The sequence below is a fragment of the Citrobacter sp. Cpo015 genome (genome assembly GCF_030333035.1).
In the GTDB taxonomy this organism is placed as follows: Bacteria; Pseudomonadota; Gammaproteobacteria; order Enterobacterales; family Enterobacteriaceae; genus Citrobacter; species Citrobacter portucalensis.
In genome coordinates this window covers 1,046,128-1,064,069 of record NZ_JAOWGS010000037.1, presented here as the reverse complement: position 1 = coordinate 1,064,069, position 17,942 = coordinate 1,046,128, and the positions used below count along the sequence as shown (strand labels likewise).

The window sequence follows — 17,942 nt, the reverse complement described above, 5'->3', positions numbered from 1 at the left end:
TTATTTCCCGCTGAACTGTGGTGGACGTTTGGCGAGGAAGGAGCTGACCCCTTCGCGATAGTCGTCGCTGCGACCGGCCATGCGCTGGTAGTCGCGTTCAAGCTCAAGCTGCTGATCCAGCGTGTTGGTTTCGGAAAGCTGCAAGGCTTTCTTAATCAGCCCCAGGCCATAGGTCGGCTGCGTCGCGAAATGGCGCGCCATGGTCAACGCGGCATCGTTCAACTCGGCATCGTCGACCACTTGCCAGATCATGCCCCACAGCGCGGCCTGTTCGGCGCTGAGGTTATCGCCAAGCATCAGCAAGCCGACGGCGCGAGCGCGACCGGCTACGCGCGGCAGCACCCAGCTTCCGCCGCAGTCCGGCACCAGACCGAGCTTGCTGAAGGCCATGACAAACTTCGCCGAGCGCGCGGCGAGGACGATGTCGCAGCCCAAGGCCAGTGTGGCACCAGCACCAGCGGCAACGCCGTTGACGGCGCAGATAACCGGCTTCGGCAACGCGGCTAAGCGGCGCACCAGCGGGTTGTAGAAGCGTTCCACCGACATGCCCAGATCTGGCGCGGGGCCGCTCGGGTCAACGTTACGGTCGTTCAGATCCTGTCCGGCGCAAAATCCGCGTCCGGCGCCGGTGATCAGCAGGCAACGAATGGTGTCGTCGCGCTCGGCCTGTTTCAGGCAATCGGCAAGCTGCTGGTGCATCACGTCGTTAAAGCTGTTGAGTCGGTCCGGGCGGTTCAGGATGATAGTCATCACGCCCTGCTCCACTTCGCTGAGAATAAATGCATCCACGATTAGCGTCCTTTAAATTCCGGTGTGCGTTTTTCTAAAAAGGCGCTGACGCCTTCACGACGATCTTCGGTGCCGCTCAGCAGCGTAAACAGCTGACGTTCCTGCACCAGACCGGCCTGGAGCCCCACTTCTTGCGCAGCGCGTAGAGACTGTTTTGCCGCCCGCAGCGCCAGCGGTGAGTGACGGGCGATGGTCGCCCCCAGCTTGAGCGCGTATTCATCGGAGAGATTCACCGGGTGAATGTCACTCACCAGCCCAGCCTGTTGCGCTCGTTCTGCATCAATGCTTTCACCGCTCAGCACCATTCGGCTGGCCAGCGCTTTGCCAACACAACGGATAAGCCGCTGCGTACCGCCCGCCCCTGGCATGGTGCCGAGAGTAATTTCCGGCAGGCCGAAGCGCGCGTTATCCCCGGCAATCACCAGGTCGCACAGAAGAGCCAGCTCGCACCCGGCTCCCAGCGCGTAACCGTTAACCACCGCGATCAGCGGCTTGTTGAAGGCATCAATACGTGCCCACAGGCGAGGACGAACATCGTCGAAAGTGGCGGGCAGATCTTTTTCCGCCATTTCGTTGAGATCGGCCCCGGCGGCGAAAAAGCGCGGGTTGCCGCTAATCACGCAAACGCTGATGCTGGCGTCCGCCGCCGCGCTTTCCAGCGCGTCAGCAATCTGCGTTAGCAGCGCATTGTTCAGGGCGTTACGCGCCTGCGGACGGTTCAGGGTCAGTTGCAGTACACGGTCGTGACGGGAAATCAGCAGTTCGCTCATGCCATCCCCCGCGCATCGAAGTCGACCACTACGTCACCGCTGGTTGGCAGCGCCTGGCAGCTCAGCACATAGCCCGCCGCCAGTTCATCGGCTTCAAGGCTATAGTTGGCGGCCATCGCCACCTCGCCGCTGACCACCTTGCATTTGCAGGTGGCGCACACGCCGCCTTTACAGGCGAACGGCAGGTCAGCGCCCTGGCGCAGCGCGGCGTCGAGAATGCTGTCATCTTCCGCATTCAGTGAAATCAGGCGATCGCGCCCATCCTGACGAAGGGTGACCGTGCGGCCTTCCGCCTGCACGCCGGTGGCGCGTTTCACGCTGGTCCCCGGCGTATTGAAACGCTCAAGGTGAATGGATTTTTCCGCTATGCCCAGTTCGCGCAGTGCCACTTCGGCTTCATCCATCATTGCCGATGGGCCACAGATAAAGGCGTCGTCAAAGCGGCTGAAATCGAGCAGGTTTTTGCCCAGCGCACGCAGTTTGTCGCCGTCAATACGACCCTGTAGCAGATCGCTGTCCATCGACTCCTGACTGAACAGGTGCACCACCTGTAAACGCTGCGGATAGCGGTCTTTCAGATCGGCCAGCGCCTGACGGAACATCATGCTGTGGCTGCTGCGGTTGCCGTAGATCAGCGTGAACTGGCTGGCCGGTTCGGTCGTCAGCGTCGCTTCAATAATCGCCATCATCGGCGTAATGCCGGACCCGGCGGCAATCGCCAGATATTCGGCTTCGCGCTCGGCCTGCGGCTGGTAGCCGAAGTGCCCCTGCGGCACCATCACTTCCAGCGCCATACCCTGCTGGATATCCTGCTGGGCATAGCGGGAGAAACGCCCACCGTCGATAGCTTTAACCGTGACGCTAATTTCCGACGGCGAGCGGCTGCGACAAATGGAGTAACAACGACGCAGCTCTTCTCCACCGAGGTGAGCTTTCAGCGTCAAATGCTGGCCCGGTCGAAAGGCGTAGTCATTACGCAGCGCGTCAGGGATGGTGAAAGTGATGGTCACCGCATCGCGCGTTTCCGCTTCGACGTTGGCCACGGTAAGCGAATGAAATGTTGTCATCGCAACCTCAGATGCATTTAAAGTAATCAAAGGGTTCACGGCAGCTGTCGCAGCGATACAACGCTTTACAGGCCGTGGATCCGAATTCGCTAATCAGCGAGGTATGGGTGCTGGCGCAGCGCGGGCACTGTACGTCAGTTGGCATTTCGGCATGGCAGGCGTGGGCCTGCGGCGGGCTGATACCATACTGGCGCAGGCGTTCGCGGGCGTCCGGGCTCATCCAGTCAGTGGTCCACGGTGGGTCAAGCTGCAGGACGATATGTACTGGCGTATAGCCGTGCTCCGCCATCACCATGCGAATTTCACCCAGTAGATGCTCGGTGGCCGGGCAGCCGGAGTACGTCGGCGTAAAGCCGATAACCCAGCCGTCGCCGCAGCGCTCAACGCTGCGTACCATGCCGAGATCGGTGATGGTCAGCACCGGCACTTCCGGATCGGGAATCGCACTTAACAGCCCCCAAACGGTGTGCACCTCTGGCGGCGCGATCGCGGTAAGACGTTGCATAGCCACCTCCTGCTACCACTGCTGACCAGGATACGCACGCTGCAAGTACTGCATCTCGGCCAACATCGGCCCGAGATGTTCGCTGTGTAGCCCCTGCTTACCGCCGTTGCGAAACGCCGCCTCTTGCGGAACGTGTAAACCAGAATCAATCAGCGCAGTGTGTACCGTCATTTGCCATTCGGTTTGCAGTTCGCACGGATCGACGGCAATGCCCTGCCTGGCCAGACCGATCTCCAGTTCGTCGGCAAGGAACAATTCGCCGGTGTAACGCCACAGATTGTCCACCGCCTTCTGCATCAGTTGCGCGGAGTAGTCAGTACCATTCCCCAGTCGTTCCAGCCAGCCACGGCTGAAGCGCAGGTGATAACGCACTTCTTTCAGTCCTTTGGCAGCGATAGCCGCAATCTGCTTATCGCGGCTGTTAACCAAACGAGTGAACAGCGCCACATGCCAGACATCGAAAAAGAACTGGCGAGCGATCGTGTCGGCAAAGTTGCCGTTAGGCTGTTCCACCAGCAACAGATTGCGGAACTGACGCTCGTCACGACCAAAAGCCAGTGTGTCTTCGTCGCCGCTACCCGCCAGTTCGGCGGCGTAGCTGAGGAAGTTGCGCGCCTGCCCCAGCAGGTCGAGGCCGATATTAGCCAGCGCCAGATCAATCTCCAGCTCCGGCGCATGACCGCACCAGGCACCCAGACGCTGAGCCAGCACCAGGCCGTTATCGCCCAGACGCAGGGCATAGGTTGCAACGGGATTCAGGTTATTCATCGTTGCCTCACATATGTTCCATGCCGTCCGGCACGGTGTAGAACGTGGGATGGCGATAGACTTTGCTCTCCGCCGGGTCAAAAAACTCACCGCGTTCTTCCGGCTGTGACGCAACAATTTCGCTGGCTTTCACCACCCAGATGGAGCAGCCTTCGCTGCGGCGTGTATAGGCATCGCGTGCATTTTCCAGCGCCATCTGGTCATCGGCGGCATGCAGACTGCCAACGTGACGGTGTGATAACCCCTGTTTGCTGCGGACAAAAACTTCGTATAACGGCCAGTATGTTTTGCTCATGACTATCTCCTTACGCCGCGTCGCGGGCCTGTTGCTTTTCGGCGTGCGCCAGTGCGGCCTCGCGCACCCATGCCCCTTCTTCCCAGGCCTTACGCTTTGCGCCCAGACGTTCGTGGTTGCAGACACCACGACCGTTGATGACCTCATTAAATTCCTGCCAGTCGATCTCACCGAATCGATATTTCCCCGTCGTTTCATCAAGCTGTAGGTCGGCGTCCGGCACTGTCATACCGAGGATTTCTACCTGCGGGACCGTGTTATCAACAAAGCGCTGACGCAGTTCGTCGTTGGAGTGCAGTTTGATTTTCCACGCCATGCTGCGGGCGCTGTTCGGTGAGTTGTCGTCGTTCGGGCCAAACATCATCAGCGCGGGCCACCAGAAACGGTTGATGGCGTCCTGCAGCATCTGACGCTGATCCTCGCTACCGGTAGCCAGCGCCATACACGCTTCGAAGCCCTGACGCTGATGGAAGCTCTCTTCTTTGCAGATTTTGACCATCGCCCTGGCATACGGGCCGTAGGAGGTACGACACAGCGCCACCTGGTTAACAATCGCCGCGCCATCGACCAGCCAGCCGATCACACCGATATCCGCCCAGCTCAGGGTTGGGTAGTTGAAGATGGAGGAGTATTTCATCTGGCCGTCGAGCATCTTCTGGTACAGATCTTCACGCGCGCAGCCCAGTGTTTCCGCCGCGCTGTAGAGGTACAGACCGTGTCCGGCCTCGTCCTGTACTTTTGCGAGCAGAATGGCCTTACGCCGCAGCGTGGGTGCGCGGGTTATCCAGTTGCCTTCCGGTAACATGCCGACAATTTCCGAGTGCGCATGCTGGCCAATCTGGCGGATCAGCGTCTTACGGTATGCGTCCGGCATCCAGTCCTGCGGCTCGATGGCCGTTTCCTGCGCGATGCGCTGGTCAAAGCGTTGTTCTTCTGTCACTTCATCACCTTATGATTCCGATAATTTCAACAAATCAATATTTGTGAATCACTTTGTTTTATAAAAGTTACATCTTGGTTAAATAAAACCACAAATTTTGTTTGCTTGTTTTGCGATACTTGTCGCAAATGGTTTTTGTTTATCCATTAATAACAGATAGATAACCAATAAAGGTAAAGTGTTCGCGATCCCATTGTTAATAAATTATTAAAATCTCGCTTGCATTTTGTGATTCATAAAAGAACTATTTAAAGAGATATTACGGAACACATCTGGAGATTAACGATGCAGCAGTTAGCCAGTTATTTATCCGGTGCCTGGCAGACAGGCCGGGGCCGCACCCGCACCATCCACCACGCCCTTACCGGTGAAGCGCTTTGGGAAGTGACAAGCGTTGGACTGGATATGGCGCAGGCGCGCCGCTTTGCTATTGAGCACGGCGGCAAAGCGTTACAGGCAATGAGTTTTATTGAGCGCAGCGCGATGCTAAAAGCGGTGGCGAAGCATTTAATGGAACTGAAAGCCGATTTCTATGCCATATCCGCGCAAACCGGAGCAACGCGCGGTGACAGCTGGGTCGATATCGAAGGCGGCATTGGCACGCTTTTCACTTATGCCAGTCTCGGTGCCCGCGAGCTGCCGGACGATACGCTGTGGCCGGAAGACGAACTGATCCCGCTGTCCAAACAGGGCGGTTTTGCCGCACGCCACGTGCTGACCTCCAAATCCGGTGTTGCCGTGCATATCAACGCCTTTAACTTCCCCTGCTGGGGTATGTTAGAGAAGCTGGCGCCAACCTGGCTTGCCGGGATGCCAGCCATTATCAAACCTGCAACCGCCACCGCGCAGCTCACTCAGGCAATGGTGAAAGCGATTATCGACAGTGGCCTGGTACCGAACGGCGCAATTAGCCTTATCTGTGGTGGCGCGGGCGACCTGCTCGATCACCTCGACAGCCAGGATGTGGTGACCTTTACCGGTTCTGCTCATACCGGGCAACAGTTGCGCGTGCACCCCAATCTGGTGGCTAAATCGGTTCCATTCACCATGGAAGCGGATTCACTCAACTGCTGTGTGCTTGGTGATGACGTCACCCCAGAACAGCCTGAGTTTGCACTGTTTGTACGTGAAGTCGTGCGCGAGATGACGACCAAAGCCGGGCAAAAATGTACCGCTATCCGCCGCATTATCGTGCCACAGACGCAGGTGAAAGCGGTCAGCGAGGCGCTGATTACCCGTCTGCAAAAAGTGATAGTGGGCGATCCGGCGCAGGAAGGCGTGAAGATGGGGTCGCTGGTGAATAACGATCAGCGTCAGGACGTGCAGGATAATGTGAATCGTCTGGTTGAAGCCGGGTGTGAGGTGCTGCTGGGCGGAAAAGCAGCTCTGAGCACGGCTGGGGCTTTCTTCCCGCCAACGCTGCTGTTTTGTCCGCAGCCGGATGAAATTGGCGCGGTACATGCAATTGAAGCCTTTGGTCCGGTCGCCACGCTGATGCCGTATCAAAATACCGAGCATGCCATGACGCTGGCGCGCGCCGGTGAAGGCAGTCTGGCAGGAACACTGGTGACGGCGAGCGGCGAACTGGCGCGAGAGTTTGTCCTCGGTGCGGCCCGTGCCCACGGGCGTATTCAGGTGCTGAACGAAGAGTCCTCGGCGGAATCGACCGGTCACGGCTCTCCGCTGCCACAGCTGGTCCACGGCGGGCCTGGACGTGCAGGCGGCGGTGAAGAGCTGGGCGGTCTGCGTGCGGTGAAACACTACATGCAACGCACCGCCATTCAGGGCAGCCCAACCATGCTCGCGGCGGTAAGCCAACAGTGGGTGCGTGGCGCTCGGGTAGAGGAAGATCGTATTCACCCGTTCCGTAAATACTTCGAAGAGATCCAGCCGGGCGACAGCCTGCTGACGCCACGTCGTACACTGACCGAAGCGGATATCGTTAACTTTGCCTGCCTCAGCGGTGACCACTTCTACGCCCATATGGACAAGATTGCAGCAGCCGATTCCATTTTCGGCGAGCGCGTGGTGCACGGTTACTTCCTGATTTCCGCCGCAGCCGGTCTGTTTGTTGACGCGGGCGTCGGTCCGGTGATTGCCAACTATGGCATGGAAAACCTGCGCTTTATCGAGCCGGTTAAGCCGGGCGACACTATCCAGGTGCGTTTAACCTGCAAACGCAAAACGGTGAAACGTCAGCGCAATGCCGAAGAAAAAGCGGCCGGCGTGGTGGAGTGGTCGGTGGAGATCTTTAATCAGCACCAGCAGGCGGTGGCGCTGTATTCCATTCTGACGTTGGTTGCGCGTCAGCATGGGGATTTCCCGGCGTAAGATTCCGGTGTAGCTTCGCTCGATCAGGCTTGAAACAAAAAGCAAAAAACCTGCTTAGTTTCCTAAGCAGGCTTCTTAAATATGGCTCCTCTGACTGGACTCGAACCAGTGACATACGGATTAACAGTCCGCCGTTCTACCGACTGAACTACAGAGGAATCGTTGTGGAGGCTTATCTTAGCGGCGAAAAAAATTTTGTCAAACCCCATTTCCTCGAATGCGAATCAATTGATGCTTCTCTCGACAGTTTGTTGCATTTACAGACATTTTAAATAGAAAAAACTTTGCAGCTTTTTTGATTCTCCCTCATCATTTGAAATGAGGTTTCAACTTTCTTCGTTAAGGTCCACTTTGAACGTCTCCGCTGCCTTACACCAGGTCGCTTCCCGCACGCCCTGGTATGCCAAACGCAAGAGTTATAAGGTTCTCTTTTGGCGCGAAATCACTCCGCTGGCTGTCCCCATTTTTCTGGAAAACACCTGTGTGCTATTGATGGGTGTTCTGAGTACTTTCCTGGTCAGCTGGTTGGGAAAAGAAGCGATGGCCGGGGTTGGACTCGCCGACAGCTTTAATATGGTCATCATGGCATTTTTCGCCGCCATCGATCTGGGCACCACTGTGGTTGTAGCATTTAGCCTCGGGAAACGAGATCGTCGACGGGCCAGAGCCGCGGCCAGACAATCACTGGTGATCATGACAATTTTTGCTACCGTTCTGGCAGCGGTCATTCACTATTTTGGTCAACAGATTATTGACGTTGTCGCAGGTGAAGCAACGCCAGACGTTAAAGCTTTGGCACTCACCTATCTGGAGCTGACGGTGCTCAGCTACCCGGCAGCAGCCATTGCGCTGATTGGCAGTGGCGCACTACGTGGAGCCGGAAATACAAAAATACCGTTGTTGATTAACGGCGGCATGAACATCCTGAATATCATCATCAGTAGCATCCTGATTTACGGGATCTTTTCCTGGCAAGGTCTGGGATTTGTGGGAGCAGGTCTGGGACTGACCATTTCGCGCTACATCGGGGCGATTGCCATCATCTGGGTACTGATGATTGGTTTTAACCCCGCGCTGCGAATTCCCTTCAAAAGCTATTTTAAGCCACTCAATCTCGCCATTATCTGGGAGGTGATGGGGATCGGCATTCCGGCAAGTATCGAGTCAGTGCTGTTCAATGGCGGTAAACTTTTGACGCAGATGTTTGTTTCAGGCATGGGAACCAGCGTTATCGCCGGGAACTTTATTGCATTTTCTATCGCCGCGCTTATCAACTTACCGGGTAATGCTTTAGGTTCCGCGTCGACAATCATTACCGGCAGGCGTTTGGGAAATGGCCAGATTGCTCAGGCTGAAATCCAGCTACGGCATGTATTCTGGCTGTCGACGATCGGCCTGACGGCAATTGCCTGGTTAACCGCTCCTTTCGCCGGGGTGATGGCCTCATTTTATACCCACGATCAGGATGTAAAAGAGGTCATAGTCATCCTGATTTGGCTCAACGCAGCATTTATGCCGATATGGGCAGCCTCCTGGGTATTACCAGCAGGCTTTAAAGGTGCGCGAGATGCACGTTTTGCTATGTGGGTATCGATGCTGGGCATGTGGGGCTGCCGCGTAGTCGCGGGTTACACCCTCGGTATCGTATTAGGATGGGGAGTTGTCGGCGTTTGGTTAGGTATGTTCTTCGACTGGGCCGTACGCGCCGCGTTATTTTACTGGCGTATGGTCACTGGCCGCTGGTTGTGGAAATACCCGCGCCCCGAACGCGAAAAGTGCATAAAACAACCGGTTGCGTCTGAATAAGCGGCGAAATGGGGAATATTTCAGCAAACGATCGCATTTATCCATTCAGGCTTTGACAACGCTGAGCGGCATCGCTAATATTCGCCTCGTTCAAACGATTCCTCTGTAGTTCAGTCGGTAGAACGGCGGACTGTTAATCCGTATGTCACTGGTTCGAGTCCAGTCAGAGGAGCCATATTTAAGAAGCCTGCTTAGGAAACTAAGCAGGCTTTTTGCTTTTCTGCGATCCCATTCGCCAGGTAGACCGCTTCACTCCACACCAGGTTTTTCCATACTGCCGACGGGAGAATGTCCGTCTGCTTATGCAAAATGTCTCTATGATCCAATTCGTTAACGTCAGGGTTAAGTATCTTATCGTGCAACGACATCAGAATGAGACCCATACTTGCCCATGCCGATACTGCTGAAAGCAGCGCTAACCGCTTTATTAGTAATTCCACTGAGTACAATAGCCGGTGAGAAAGTCACGCTACGTTGCCCGGACAGAGGCTGGGCGGAGGTGACATTTCATTTGTTCCAGCACGTTAGCGTGCTGTGGGAAAACAATAGTTTTTATATTTCCGATGCCCGCCGTAGTCAGAGTAATAAATTCTATACGTTTACCAATCGAGATGTTCTTTCGGTGAAGAATGGATTTCAGTTTATTTATGCGGATTCGGGACGGGCGGTGTCTTGTTCGATATTGTCGCGGGTGCCGACGCAGGATCTGAGGCTGGAGACCTTGAAGTAACGCAGCTTTCTACCCGCCATTCAGCGACGTCAGAGAAGCCCGTTCGCTCACGGGCTTTGGTAGTTAAATCTGATAATCAATCACCGCTTCATCTGGCTCCATCGCCTGGCGCTTAATTTCATCGACGGATAGCCCTGCATTGCATAGCTCGATGAATCGCCAGACGTAGTTGCGCTGCAGCTGTCCGCGTTTAAGCCCCAGCCAAACGGTATTTGCATCAAACAAATGCCGGGTATCCAGACGGGTTAAGGTCCCCTCTTCCTGCTCGCCGCTGGATTGCTCTGCCACCAGCCCAATCCCCAACCCCAGCGACACGTAAGTTTTAATCACATCCGAGTCCTGGGCGCTGAGAATAATATCCGGTATCAGCCCTTTGCGAGCAAATGCTTCATCGATGCGGGAACGCCCTGTAATCCCCTGACGATAGGTAATTAACGGCCAGTGAGCAATAGACTCCAGCGTGAGCGGAGAGGCTTTCACTAATGGATGGTCATTAGGAACAAGCAGGCTGTGGTGCCAACGAAACCAGGGAAAAGCCACCAACAATGGATCGCTGCTCAGCCGCTCACTGGCAATTCCGATATCTGCCCCGCCATTTTGTAGCAGGACATCAATCTCCTGTGGCGTACCCTGAATAAGTTCCAGACGCACCTCAGGGAACAGCTCACGAAAAGCTTTTATCACCGCAGGCAAGCTATAGCGTGCCTGGGTATGCGTGGTGGCAATCGTCAGAACGCCGGACGTGTCATTGGTAAACAGATCCGCCAGTCGACGAACATTACTGGCCTCATTCAGAATACGCTCGGCAATAACCAGCAAGGCTTTACCCGGTTCGGTCATGCCCAACAGGCGTTTACCGCGACGGATAAAAATCTCGATACCAAGTTCATCTTCAAGTTCACGAATGTGTCGGCTGACGCCCGACTGCGAGGTGTACAGTATATTCGCGACCTCTGTCAGGTTGTAATCCTGACGGGCCGCCTCGCGGATTATTTTAAGTTGCTGGAAATTCACGTTTCGCTCCGGGCACATCAGACATTACGCTATTGTTAAAGTCTGATGCCCGGCATAACAAATAATAAAAACCTGCATCTTATTCCTTGCGGGAATAAGGTTTAGCTGACCAGCTGCAGCTCGCGATTTTCCAGCGCCGGACGGCTGACCAGCGACAACAGGATCTCCTTCACGGCCTGCGCCTGGGGCGATAAGCTCCCTCTGGCGGATACGTTCAACGATAATGGCAGATTCATCGACGGTGTTGTGATGCGCGCCATCCAGCCGTTAGCCGCATTGCATAATGAACGGGCGGCCGACTCAGGCAACACTGTGACACCCATACCACTGGCAATGGCGGCCGTTAGGGTGGAGATAGACTCAATTTCGCCAATCACTTTAGCCGTTAAGCGACGTAGCGAAAAAGCTTCATCCACGCGCAGGCGAACCGCGCTGTAATCCCGTGGCAAGAACAAATTCATCTGCGCCACTGCGGCTAAATCGACGCTTTGGCCAGGACAGTCACGCGTGCCGACCAGGTACAGATCCTCTTTAAGCAACGGTTGACTGCTGATGCCCGCCACAGGAGAACGCTCATAGAGCACTGCCATATCTAATTGCCCGCTGAGCAGCTTGTCATTCAGCACTGCCCCACTGTTTTCATGCAAATAGACCAGCACATCAGGCAGTTCGGCACGTAGCGTCTGTAATAACGGCATGGTAATGGATGACGCGACTGTCCCCGGCGCAAGGCCGATAGAGACCTGTCCACTCAAGGTCTGGCCCACGTTATTAACCGCAAGTTGCGCCTGTTCGCACTGACGTAAAATCGTCCGGGCGTGGGTATATAGCACTTTTCCTGCTTCCGTCGGCGTGACGCCACGCTTGGTACGAATCAGCAATTGCTGATCCAGCTCACCTTCCAGCGTAGCGACCTGCTGGCTCAGCGCGGGTTGCGCAATGTGCAACACTTCCGCTGCCTGGGTCAGGCTACCAATATCGACGATTTTCACGAAATATTTCAGTCGTCTGAAGTTCATTTTGCCTCCTGTCGGAATACCAGAACCCGTGCTGGCAGTCATTAAATTCAGGATTGCAAGATGCTTGCCACTTTCGTCTAAAACGGTGTTTTACGGTTAAAGCCGCGTAAAGTCAGGAGTAAAAGCGAAGGAAGATCATTCTGCACACCTAAGTATCTCATTCAGGCTGCCCTGGAAGAGGTAGACACGCACCAGAATGGGGCAAAAGCATAAAAAGACGGAAAGATCGCCGCTTTGCTGATTTTGTCAGCAAACGAACACACAAATGTATTTACCCCTTTGACAAGCCTCACCACCCTCGCTAATATGCGCCTCGTTCAAACAATTCCTCTGTAGTTCAGTCGGTAGAACGGCGGACTGTTAATCCGTATGTCACTGGTTCGAGTCCAGTCAGAGGAGCCATATTTAAGAAGCCTGCTTAGGAAACTAAGCAGGCTTTTTGCTTTTATGCCATTGCTCATTGCGCATATCAAAACCTCAACTTAGTCTGGCCAACACTTCATTCATAATAGCCGCAGGTATTTGTTCCAGACGCTTGCCGTTCCAGGCTTCCATATCAATAGACCGGAACAACAATGAGTTGAGATGTCCACTCTTCGCTCACAGTAGACTTTAAACTCACCCAGTACGTCCGCTCTGTGCCCAGAAGCGGCGTTTTCTATCACCGCTGATATATTAATCAATGTAGAGCAGGCCATATTTATAATATAAATTGACGGGTACGCTGAATTTTACAGGAACATCTCCAATGAATATTGCCGCCTCAATTGCCCTTTTGGGCGCTTGCCCATTTGTGAGTCTGGCGGCAGTACCGGTGACCTTTTCCGAAACTGCCCTGGATGCCGCAGAGCCAAAAGGCCCTTTGAAAGGCACGTTACTCACCCCGAATTCAAAACCAACAGCCGTTGTTCTTATCGTTCCTGGCTCCGGGCCAACCGATCGGGATGGAAACAACCCGCTTGGTGTGAATGCATCGCCTTACCGACTTCTTGCTGAAGGCCTGGCTGCCAAAGGTTTTGCGACGCTTCGTATCGACAAACGTGGAATGTTCGCTAGCGCAATGGCCGTAGACGATGCCAATGCGGTGACGATTGCTGACTATGTTGACGACATTCGATCCTGGGTAGACGTGCTTAGACGTCACATGCACACTCCCTGTGTTTGGGTTTTAGGACACAGCGAAGGGGGTGTAGTCGCACTTGCCTCGGCTCAAGAAGAGAATGTGTGCGGTGTGGTTCTTATCGCAACGCCTGGGAGGCCGATGGGCGAGGTGTTGAGGGGGCAACTTAACGCTAATCCGGAAAATGAAATTCTATTAAAGCAGGCGCTGCCGATAATTGATGCTCTGGAGCATCGGCGGCGAGTCGATATTACGAATATTCACCCAGCACTGCAAAGTATCTTTAATCCTGCTGTTCAGGGGTTTTTGATCAATGCATTTTCATATAATCCGGGTCATCTCATTTCGAGTATTTCCAAACCCGTGTTAGTGCTACAAGGGCAACGCGATCTCCAGGTGGAAGAAACGGATGCAAGACTGCTTAAGGCCGCGAATCCTCAAGCGTCCCTGGTTATACTGCCCAATATGAACCATGTTATGAAAGAGGTGACTTCGGACGATCGCAAAGCGAATATCGCGACATACGCTGAACCCGCGCTCCCCTTAGCTCCCGGTTTAATCGACTCGATTGAGCATTTCCTGATCCGCAACTCACCTTTTCCCGAAAAGTAACAGCTGCTCTGCTCTCGGTGTCCTCCCAAGACGGTTTACTTTTAAAGAGTTCAGCATGCTTTAAAGCATTCGTCTGCTCCATGCTCACAGCAGACATGGTCAGATGTCATTCCAACCGTCACATGCCAGAAGCAGACTCCCCTTCCCCATCCGATATCCACCTCATAACATTTTTATAAATAACAACGCATTAAGAAGTTCAACGTAATACAATTATATTTATAATTGTAATGATAACCATTCTCATATTACTATAATCGCGTGATAATTAACTTTTGATACATTCCACATGTCTGACCACGCCACTACCACTGCTTCCTTTACGCTCGAGTCGCTTTATGGCGCACATCACGGCTGGTTGAAAAGCTGGCTGACGCGCAAACTCCAGTCCGCCTTTGATGCAGATGACATTGCCCAGGACACTTTTCTACGGGTAATGGGCAGCGACTCGCTCTCGACGATCCGCGATCCGCGCTCCTTTCTGTGCACTCTCGCCAAACGGGTGATGGTCGACCTGTTTCGCCGAAACGCGCTGGAAAAAGCCTATCTGGAGATGTTGGCGCTTATGCCGGAGGCGCTCGCGCCTTCCCCCGAGGAACGCGAGAGCCAGCTCGAAACCCTGCAACTCATCGACAGCATGCTTGACGGGCTGAACGGAAAAACACGAGAAGCGTTTCTGCTTTCGCAACTGGATGGTCTGACATACAGCGAGATCGCGCTGAAGCTCGGTATCTCCGTCAGTTCGGTGAAAAAGTATATGGCAAAGGCTATCGAACATTGTCTGCTGTTTCGTCTGGAGCACGGTCTGTGAACGCTTCTATCACCGATTCTCGCCGCCAGGCATTGCGCTCGGCATCGCACTGGTATGCTGTATTGAGCGGCGAGCGTGTCAGCCCACAGCAAGAAGCGCGCTGGCAACAATGGTACGAAGAGGACAAAGATCATCAGTGGGCCTGGCAACAGGTTGAAAACCTGCGCAGCCAGCTCAGCCGCGTACCGGGCGATGTTGCCAGCCGGGCGCTGCACGATACGCGCCTTACCCGTCGTCATGTCATGAAAGGGCTACTGCTGCTGCTCGGCGTGGGCGGCGGCTGGCAGCTCTGGCAGTCTGAAGCCGGTGAAGGTCTGCGCGCGGATTACCGCACCGCCAAAGGCGCGGTCAGCCATCAGCGGCTGGAAGATGGCTCGCTGCTGACGCTCAACACACAAAGCGCCGCGGACGTTCATTTTGATACGCGTCAACGCGCTGTCCATCTCTGGTACGGAGAAATTGCTATTACTACCGCAAAAGACGCGCAGCAGAGACCTTTCCGCGTTGTGACCCGTCAGGGCCAGCTCACCGCATTAGGCACAGAATTTACCGTCTACCAGCATGACAACGTCACACGCGTTGTCGTTCAACAACACGCTGTTGAAGTCTTACTGGCAAATCGTCCGCAGGAAAAACGCATCGTCAGCGCTGGCGAGAGCCTGCAGTTTAGCGCGTCTGAATTTGGTGCAGTAGCCTCAGCGGATGATGAAAGCGCCACCTGGACGCAGGGCATTCTGAGCTTCAGCGATAAACCTTTGAGTGAAGTGATTGCCACGCTGAGCCGTTATCGCAACGGCGTGCTGCGCTGCGATCCGGCTGTAGCCGGGTTACGCCTGAGTGGCACTTTCCCGCTGAAAAATACTGATGCAATCCTGGATGTTATTGCCAAGACTCTTCCAGTGAAAATTCAGTCAGTTACGCGATACTGGGTAAATATTTCCGCACTGTAAGAAAAATAATTCTCATTTCGATTGTCCTTTTTCCCCTTCTCATTCGACTCATAGATGAACACAACAAAAATGATGATGGAGAAGGTATGACGCCTTTACGCGTTTTTCGCAAAACAACACCTTTGGTTAACGCCGTTCGCCTGAGCCTGCTGCCGCTGGCCGGGCTGTCGTTATCCGCCTTCGCAGCGCAGGTTGATATTGCACCGGGTTCGCTCGACAAAGCCCTTAATCAGTATGCCGCGCTTAGCGGAATTACCCTGTCGGTTGACGCCAGCCTGACTCGCGGCAAACAGAGTAACGGTCTTCACGGTGACTACGACGTCGAAACCGGCCTGCAACACCTGCTGAACAGTAGTGGCCTGCAGGTGAAATCGCTGGGTAATAATAGCTGGACGCTGGAGCCCGCACCAACACCGCAAGAAGATGCCCTGACCGTGGTGGGCGACTGGCTGGGGGATGCGCGCGAAAACGACGTTTTCGAACATGCTGGCGCACGTGACGTTATCCGCCGCGAGGATTTCGCCAAAACCGGCGCAACATCCATGCGCGAGGTACTGAACCGCATTCCTGGCGTTACCGCCCCAGAAAACAACGGCACCGGTAGCCACGATCTGGCAATGAACTTTGGTATTCGCGGCCTGAATCCGCGCCTGGCCAGCCGTTCAACAGTGCTGATGGACGGTATTCCCGTGCCGTTTGCCCCTTACGGCCAGCCGCAGCTTTCACTGGCGCCCGTCTCACTCGGAAATATGGACGCCATCGACGTGGTTCGCGGCGGTGGCGCGGTGCGTTACGGGCCACAGAGCGTGGGCGGGGTGGTGAACTTTGTTACCCGCGCTATTCCGCAAGACTTCGGCATGGAAGCCGGCGTGGAAGGCCAGCTCAGCCCAGCATCTTCACAAAATAACCCAAAAGAAACGCACAACCTGATGGTGGGCGGCACGGCGGATAACGGTTTTGGTACCGCCCTGCTTTACTCCGGTACACGTGGAAGCGACTGGCGCGAACACAGCGCGACCCGCATCGACGACCTGATGCTGAAAAGCAAATATGCGCCAAACGAAGTGCATACCTTCAACAGTCTGTTGCAATACTACGACGGTGAAGCTGACATGCCCGGTGGCCTGTCTCGCGCGGATTACGACGCTGACCGCTGGCAATCCACGCGCCCTTACGATCGCTTCTGGGGGCGCCGCAAGCTGGCAAGCCTCGGCTATCAGTTCCAGCCGGACAGCCAGCATAAATTCAATATTCAGGGCTTCTACACTGAAACCCTGCGCAGCGGCTACCTGGAACAGGGAAAACGCCTCACCCTTTCACCGCGTAACTACTGGGTACGCGGCATTGAACCACGCTACAGTCAGAGCTTTATGGTGGGTCCTTCCGCGCACGAAGTGGGCGTGGGATACCGCTATGTGAGCGAGTCGACGCATGAAATGCGTTACTACACGGCCACCAGCAGTGGACAACTGCCGTCCAGCGCCAGCCCTTACGATCGCGACACTCGTTCGGGCACCGAAGCGCACGCCTGGTATCTGGATGACAAAATCGACATTGGCAACTGGACTATCACACCGGGTATGCGCTTTGAACATATCGAGTCATACCAGAACAACGCCATCAAAGGCACACATGAGGAAGTAAGCTACAACGCCCCACTTCCGGCGCTAAATGTGCTTTATCACCTGACTGATAGCTGGAATCTTTATGCAAACACTGAAGGCTCATTCGGCACCGTACAGTACAGCCAAATTGGCAAGGCTGTGCAAAGCGGCAATGTGGAACCGGAAAAAGCGCGAACCTGGGAGCTCGGAACCCGATACGACGATGGCGCGCTGACGGCGGAAATGGGGCTGTTCCTGATTAACTTTAATAATCAGTACGATTCCAACCAAACCAACGACACCGTTACTGCACGCGGTAAAACGCGTCATACCGGACTGGAAACTCAGACTCGCTATGGTCTCGGCACATTGACGCCAACGCTCGACAACGTTTCAGTCTACGCAAGCTATGCGTATGTGAACGCTGAGATTCGCGAGAAAGGCGATACCTATGGCAATCAGGTGCCCTTCTCACCAAAACACAAAGGCACGTTGGGCGTGGACTATAAGCCGGGCAACTGGACCTTCAATCTGAATAGCGATTTCCAGTCCAGCCAGTTTGCGGATAACGCCAACACCGTTAAAGAGAGCGCTGACGGCAGTACCGGTCGCATCCCTGGCTTTATGCTCTGGGGCGCACGCGTAGCCTATGACTTCGGCCCGCAGTTGGCAGACCTGAACCTGGCGTTCGGTGTGAAAAATATCTTCGACCAAGAGTATTTCACCCGCTCTTACGACGACAACAACAAAGGCATCTACGCAGGCCAGCCGCGCACGCTGTATATGCAGGGTTCGTTGAAGTTCTAAACCC

General features: G+C 54.8%; 16 protein-coding genes and 3 tRNA genes. 8 read left to right on the top strand and 11 right to left on the bottom strand.

Annotated elements, in window-relative coordinates; translation table 11 throughout:
- Genes paaG through paaA form a run of 7 tightly spaced genes read right to left on the bottom strand, consistent with a single transcriptional unit; the run spans position 1 to position 5,134 of the window.
- Positions 1-789 carry a 2-(1,2-epoxy-1,2-dihydrophenyl)acetyl-CoA isomerase PaaG gene (gene paaG, locus OGY67_RS20860; RefSeq protein ID WP_174770451.1) on the bottom strand — a complete coding sequence of 263 codons (789 nt, stop codon included), beginning with the start codon at positions 787-789 and terminating at the stop codon, positions 1-3.
- 2 nt (positions 790-791) lie between these two features.
- Positions 792-1,559 (bottom strand): 2,3-dehydroadipyl-CoA hydratase PaaF, encoded by a 768-nt coding sequence (gene paaF / locus OGY67_RS20855; RefSeq protein ID WP_174770452.1) that lies wholly within the window; start codon positions 1,557-1,559, stop codon positions 792-794.
- Positions 1,556-2,626, bottom strand: a complete 1,071-nt coding sequence (gene paaE, locus OGY67_RS20850) for a 1,2-phenylacetyl-CoA epoxidase subunit PaaE (RefSeq protein WP_174770453.1) — start codon at positions 2,624-2,626, stop codon at positions 1,556-1,558. Before paaE ends, paaF begins: the two co-directional genes overlap by 4 nt.
- A gap of 7 nt (positions 2,627-2,633) precedes the next feature.
- Positions 2,634-3,131, bottom strand: a complete 498-nt coding sequence (paaD, locus tag OGY67_RS20845; RefSeq protein ID WP_079934873.1) for a 1,2-phenylacetyl-CoA epoxidase subunit PaaD — start codon at positions 3,129-3,131, stop codon at positions 2,634-2,636.
- Between the two features lie 12 nt (positions 3,132-3,143).
- Entirely contained in the window at positions 3,144-3,899 is a 756-nt protein-coding gene (gene paaC / locus OGY67_RS20840) for a 1,2-phenylacetyl-CoA epoxidase subunit PaaC (RefSeq protein WP_174770454.1), read from the bottom strand.
- A gap of 7 nt (positions 3,900-3,906) precedes the next feature.
- Positions 3,907-4,194: a 1,2-phenylacetyl-CoA epoxidase subunit PaaB gene (gene paaB, locus OGY67_RS20835; protein ID WP_032943000.1), complete on the bottom strand. Its 288-nt coding sequence runs from the start codon at positions 4,192-4,194 to the stop codon at positions 3,907-3,909.
- Positions 4,195-4,204: 10 nt separating this feature from the next.
- Entirely contained in the window at positions 4,205-5,134 is a 930-nt protein-coding gene (gene paaA / locus OGY67_RS20830) for a 1,2-phenylacetyl-CoA epoxidase subunit PaaA (RefSeq protein WP_137378207.1), read from the bottom strand.
- A gap of 285 nt (positions 5,135-5,419) precedes the next feature.
- On the opposite strand from paaA, the gene paaZ reads away from it, so the two are divergent.
- Positions 5,420-7,465, top strand: a complete 2,046-nt coding sequence (paaZ, locus tag OGY67_RS20825) for a phenylacetic acid degradation bifunctional protein PaaZ (protein ID WP_286574462.1) — start codon at positions 5,420-5,422, stop codon at positions 7,463-7,465.
- Between the two features lie 82 nt (positions 7,466-7,547).
- Here paaZ and OGY67_RS20820 read toward each other — a convergent pair.
- Positions 7,548-7,623: transfer RNA gene (locus OGY67_RS20820), tRNA-Asn, on the bottom strand.
- Positions 7,624-7,783: 160 nt separating this feature from the next.
- Here OGY67_RS20820 and OGY67_RS20815 point away from each other — a divergent pair.
- Positions 7,784-9,271: an EmmdR/YeeO family multidrug/toxin efflux MATE transporter gene (locus tag OGY67_RS20815; RefSeq protein WP_121567563.1), complete on the top strand. Its 1,488-nt coding sequence runs from the start codon at positions 7,784-7,786 to the stop codon at positions 9,269-9,271.
- Between the two features lie 99 nt (positions 9,272-9,370).
- Positions 9,371-9,446, top strand: a tRNA-Asn gene (locus OGY67_RS20810).
- Positions 9,447-9,462: 16 nt separating this feature from the next.
- On the opposite strand, the gene OGY67_RS20805 is transcribed toward OGY67_RS20810, so the two are convergent.
- From OGY67_RS20805 to nac, 3 genes are all read right to left on the bottom strand, one after another.
- Positions 9,463-9,654: a hypothetical protein gene (locus tag OGY67_RS20805; RefSeq protein WP_137378175.1), complete on the bottom strand. Its 192-nt coding sequence runs from the start codon at positions 9,652-9,654 to the stop codon at positions 9,463-9,465.
- Positions 9,655-10,064: 410 nt separating this feature from the next.
- The gene (gene cbl, locus OGY67_RS20800) at positions 10,065-11,015 is read right to left on the bottom strand and encodes an HTH-type transcriptional regulator Cbl (RefSeq protein WP_020996493.1); all 951 of its coding nucleotides are present in this window, start codon (positions 11,013-11,015) and stop codon (positions 10,065-10,067) included.
- 101 nt (positions 11,016-11,116) lie between these two features.
- Positions 11,117-12,034: a nitrogen assimilation transcriptional regulator NAC gene (gene nac, locus OGY67_RS20795; RefSeq protein ID WP_103285036.1), complete on the bottom strand. Its 918-nt coding sequence runs from the start codon at positions 12,032-12,034 to the stop codon at positions 11,117-11,119.
- Between the two features lie 326 nt (positions 12,035-12,360).
- On the opposite strand from nac, the gene OGY67_RS20790 reads away from it, so the two are divergent.
- The 5 genes from OGY67_RS20790 to fecA all read left to right on the top strand — a co-directional run bounded on the left by OGY67_RS20790 (position 12,361) and on the right by fecA (position 17,938).
- Positions 12,361-12,436: transfer RNA gene (locus OGY67_RS20790), tRNA-Asn, on the top strand.
- 346 nt (positions 12,437-12,782) lie between these two features.
- Positions 12,783-13,766: an alpha/beta hydrolase gene (locus tag OGY67_RS20780; protein ID WP_286574461.1), complete on the top strand. Its 984-nt coding sequence runs from the start codon at positions 12,783-12,785 to the stop codon at positions 13,764-13,766.
- A gap of 289 nt (positions 13,767-14,055) precedes the next feature.
- The gene (fecI, locus tag OGY67_RS20775; protein ID WP_008784388.1) at positions 14,056-14,577 is read left to right on the top strand and encodes a ferric citrate uptake sigma factor FecI; all 522 of its coding nucleotides are present in this window, start codon (positions 14,056-14,058) and stop codon (positions 14,575-14,577) included.
- Positions 14,574-15,527: a ferric citrate uptake sigma factor regulator FecR gene (fecR, locus tag OGY67_RS20770; protein WP_153753331.1), complete on the top strand. Its 954-nt coding sequence runs from the start codon at positions 14,574-14,576 to the stop codon at positions 15,525-15,527. Before fecI ends, fecR begins: the two co-directional genes overlap by 4 nt.
- Before the next feature lie 86 nt (positions 15,528-15,613).
- Positions 15,614-17,938 (top strand): TonB-dependent Fe(3+) dicitrate receptor FecA, encoded by a 2,325-nt coding sequence (fecA, locus tag OGY67_RS20765; protein WP_286574460.1) that lies wholly within the window; start codon positions 15,614-15,616, stop codon positions 17,936-17,938.
- Positions 17,939-17,942 lie beyond the last annotated feature (4 nt).